General features: G+C 59.9%; 3 protein-coding genes. 1 reads left to right on the forward strand and 2 read right to left on the reverse strand.

Translation table 11 applies throughout. The annotated features are described in order from the left end of the window. Nucleotides 1-60 precede the first annotated feature (60 nt). Both hemB and K9857_RS30165 read right to left on the reverse strand, forming a co-directional pair. The gene (gene hemB, locus K9857_RS30160) at nucleotides 61-1,035 is read right to left on the reverse strand and encodes a porphobilinogen synthase (RefSeq protein WP_224542204.1); all 975 of its coding nucleotides are present in this window, start codon (nucleotides 1,033-1,035) and stop codon (nucleotides 61-63) included. Between the two features lie 139 nt (nucleotides 1,036-1,174). After that, a complete protein-coding gene (locus K9857_RS30165) occupies nucleotides 1,175-1,885 on the reverse strand; it encodes a glutathione binding-like protein (RefSeq protein ID WP_224542207.1) in 711 nt (236 codons plus the stop codon). A 361-nt stretch (nucleotides 1,886-2,246) separates the two neighbouring features. On the opposite strand from K9857_RS30165, the gene K9857_RS30170 reads away from it, so the two are divergent. After that, on the forward strand, nucleotides 2,247-2,921 hold the full coding sequence (locus K9857_RS30170; RefSeq protein ID WP_224542209.1) for a histidine phosphatase family protein: 675 nt from the start codon (nucleotides 2,247-2,249) through the stop codon (nucleotides 2,919-2,921). The last annotated feature ends 63 nt before the right edge of the window (nucleotides 2,922-2,984 follow it).

Raw genomic sequence — 2,984 nt, forward strand, 5'->3', positions numbered from 1 at the left:
CGCAGTCCAACGGGGGCAAGCCCCCTCGCCACAGGTCTGTGTTCGGTTTGACTGACTGAGTCAGATCCCGGCCAGCGCCAGATCCATCGCAAAGTAGGTAAAGATCAGATCCGCCCCCGCCCGCTTGATCGCCCCGAGGCTCTCGCGCACCACGCGGTCCTCGTCGATGGCGCCGGCCTGGGCGGCGAACTTGATCATCGCGTACTCCCCACTCACCTGATACGCCGACAGCGGCAGGTTCGAGGCTTCGCGGATGTCGCGGATGATGTCCAGGTAGGCACCGGCCGGCTTGACCATCAGCGCATCGGCACCTTCCTGTTCGTCCAGCAACGATTCACGCAGAGCTTCGCGACGGTTCATCGGGTTCATCTGGTAGCTCTTGCGGTCGCCCTTGAGCGCGCTGCCGCCGGCTTCGCGGAACGGGCCGTAGAGCGCCGAGGCGAATTTGGTCGAATAGGCCATGATCGCGGTCTGGGTGAAACCGGCCTGATCCAGCGCCCGCCGAATCGCCTGGACTTGACCGTCCATGGCCGCCGACGGCGCGATCACATCGGCGCCGGCACGGGCCGCCGCCACCGCCTGCTTGCCGAGGTTGATCAGGGTCTGGTCGTTATCCACTTCATGGTTGTGCAGCACGCCGCAATGGCCGTGGTCGGTGTACTCGCAGAAGCAGGTGTCGGACATCACGATCATCTCCGGCACCGCGTCTTTGGCGATCCGCGACATGCGCGAGACCAGGCCGTTTTCCCGCCAGGTATCGCTGCCGTTGCCGTCCAGATGATGGGACACGCCAAAGGTCATCACCGACTTGATCCCGGCCTTGGCATAACGCTCGATTTCGCCGGCCAGCTTCGACTCGGGAATGCGCATCACCCCGGGCATGCTCTTGATCGGCACGAAATCGTCGATTTCTTCCTCGACGAAAATCGGCAGAACCAGATCGTTCAAAGTGAACTCGGTTTCCTGGAACAGCCTGCGCAGGCTCGCATTGCGGCGCAGACGGCGTGGGCGTGCTTCGGGGAACTGGCTGGACATGGGCATTCCTGAAAATCCGGGGAGAAACAAAAATCCCTGTGGGAGCGGGCTTGCTCGCGAAAGCGGTGTATCAGTCGACACATGTATTGATTGACAGTGCGCTTTCGCGAGCAAGCCCGCTCCCACAGGGGTTCAGCGGTTAATTGGAGATCGGCTTCGGAATCTCCAGCCCACGCTTGACCGCCGGCCGCGCCAGGAAGCGCTCCAGCACGCGGGTGACGTTCGGGAAATTCTGGATGCCTACCAGGTCACCGGCCTCGTAGAAGCCGATCAGGTTGCGCACCCACGGGAAGATCGCGATGTCGGCGATGGTGTAGTGCTCGCCCATGACCCAGTCGCGGCCTTCCAGGCGCGTGTTCAGCACACCCAGCAGGCGCTTGCTTTCTTCGACGTAGCGATCGCGAGGACGCTTGTCTTCATAGTCCTTGCCGGCGAATTTGTTGAAGAAGCCGAGCTGGCCGAACATCGGGCCGATCCCGCCCATCTGGAACATCAGCCACTGAATGGTCTCGTAGCGCAAGGCGGCGTCCTGGGGCAGCAGCTGACCGCTTTTGTCGGCCAGGTACATCAGGATCGCGCCGGACTCGAACAGCGGCAGCGGCTTGTCGCCCGGGCCGTGGGGATCGAGGATCGCCGGGATCTTGTTGTTGACGCTCAACGAAATAAATTCCGGGGTCAACTGATCGTTGCTGCCGAAATCCACGCGATGCGGCTCATAAGGCAGGCCGATCTCTTCGAGCATGATCGAGACCTTGACGCCGTTGGGGGTCGGCAGGGAATACAGCTGAATCCACTCCGGATTGTTGGCCGGCCATTTCCGGGTGATGGGGAATGCAGACAAATCGGTCATGGGCAAATCCACGGAAAAATGAGAGTGAGGATCATAAGGCAGATCGGCGCCAGTGCGAGGCATGAAACCATCATTCTCACTGATGGTGGAGATCGAAAGAGATGACTGGCCTTGGGCGGCCATCACTGTACCTTGTCCATAAATTCGCAACATGCTGTCGATAACCTTCGCGACATCCCGTTCAAGGTGACCGACAAATGGCTGTATTTCCGGCCGGAATCGAACCAATGGGTTTCAGAGGACTCTGATCACTAACCCTTTGAAAACGGACCGGTTTCACGACATGGAAAACACCCGGACCAGGACATCCGCGGTGTAGAGGTTTGTCAGCCTTAACCCATTTGCTGAAGAACACTTTTCCATGATGAATTTTTTGAAACGCGCCAATCGCTTCAAACATCGCGCCTACATTTTCCTGCCCGCCGTGCTGGCGGCCAGCGCGTTGTTCCTGATGCTCGAATCCCGCGTCAACGCCGCCCAACCCACCGATGGCACCCAGACGCTGGTGTTCCTGCGTCACGCGGAAAAACCCGCCGGTGGCCTGGGCCAGCTCAATTGCCAGGGTCTGAACCGCGCCATCGATCTGGCGACCTTGCTGCCGGAAAAATTCGGCAAGGCCGACTACGTGTTCGCCGCCAACCCGACTCGTAATGTCGAGGAAGGTGAACTGGACAATTCCTACAGCTACATCCGCCCGCTGATGACCATCAGCCCCAGCGCGATCAAGCTCGGCCTGCCAGTGAACATCGATTACTCGGCCAACGACACCAGCGACCTGGCCGATGAACTGCTTCACGACAAGTACCACAACTCGGTGATCTACACCGCCTGGTCCCATGGCTACCTGCCGGAGCTGATCAACAAAGTAGCCGGCGAAGCGGTTGGCAAGAAGCAGAAGATCACCGAAGACTGGGAATCCGGCGACTATGACTCGCTGTATGTCCTGACCCTGACCTGGCACAACGGCAAGGCCAGTGTGCAGAGCCAGAGCTACAAGCAGGGGTTGGATAATGGGCGGGAGACTTGTCCGACCTGAGTTTTTGTGGTGCCTGACAGGGCCTCTTCGCGGGCAAGCCTCGCTCCTACAGATTGCATCGCG

This window comes from Pseudomonas sp. REP124, from assembly GCF_020164475.1.
Taxonomy (GTDB): Bacteria; Pseudomonadota; Gammaproteobacteria; order Pseudomonadales; family Pseudomonadaceae; genus Aquipseudomonas.

Excerpts from the sequence above, each read along its gene's own strand:
- hemB (WP_224542204.1), bottom strand. The coding sequence starts at position 1,035 with ATGTCCAGCCAGTTCCCCGAAGCACGCCCACGCCGTCTGCGCCGCAAT.
- K9857_RS30165 (WP_224542207.1), bottom strand. The coding sequence starts at position 1,885 with ATGACCGATTTGTCTGCATTCCCCATCACCCGGAAATGGCCGGCCAAC.
- K9857_RS30170 (WP_224542209.1), top strand. The coding sequence starts at position 2,247 with ATGATGAATTTTTTGAAACGCGCCAATCGCTTCAAACATCGCGCCTAC.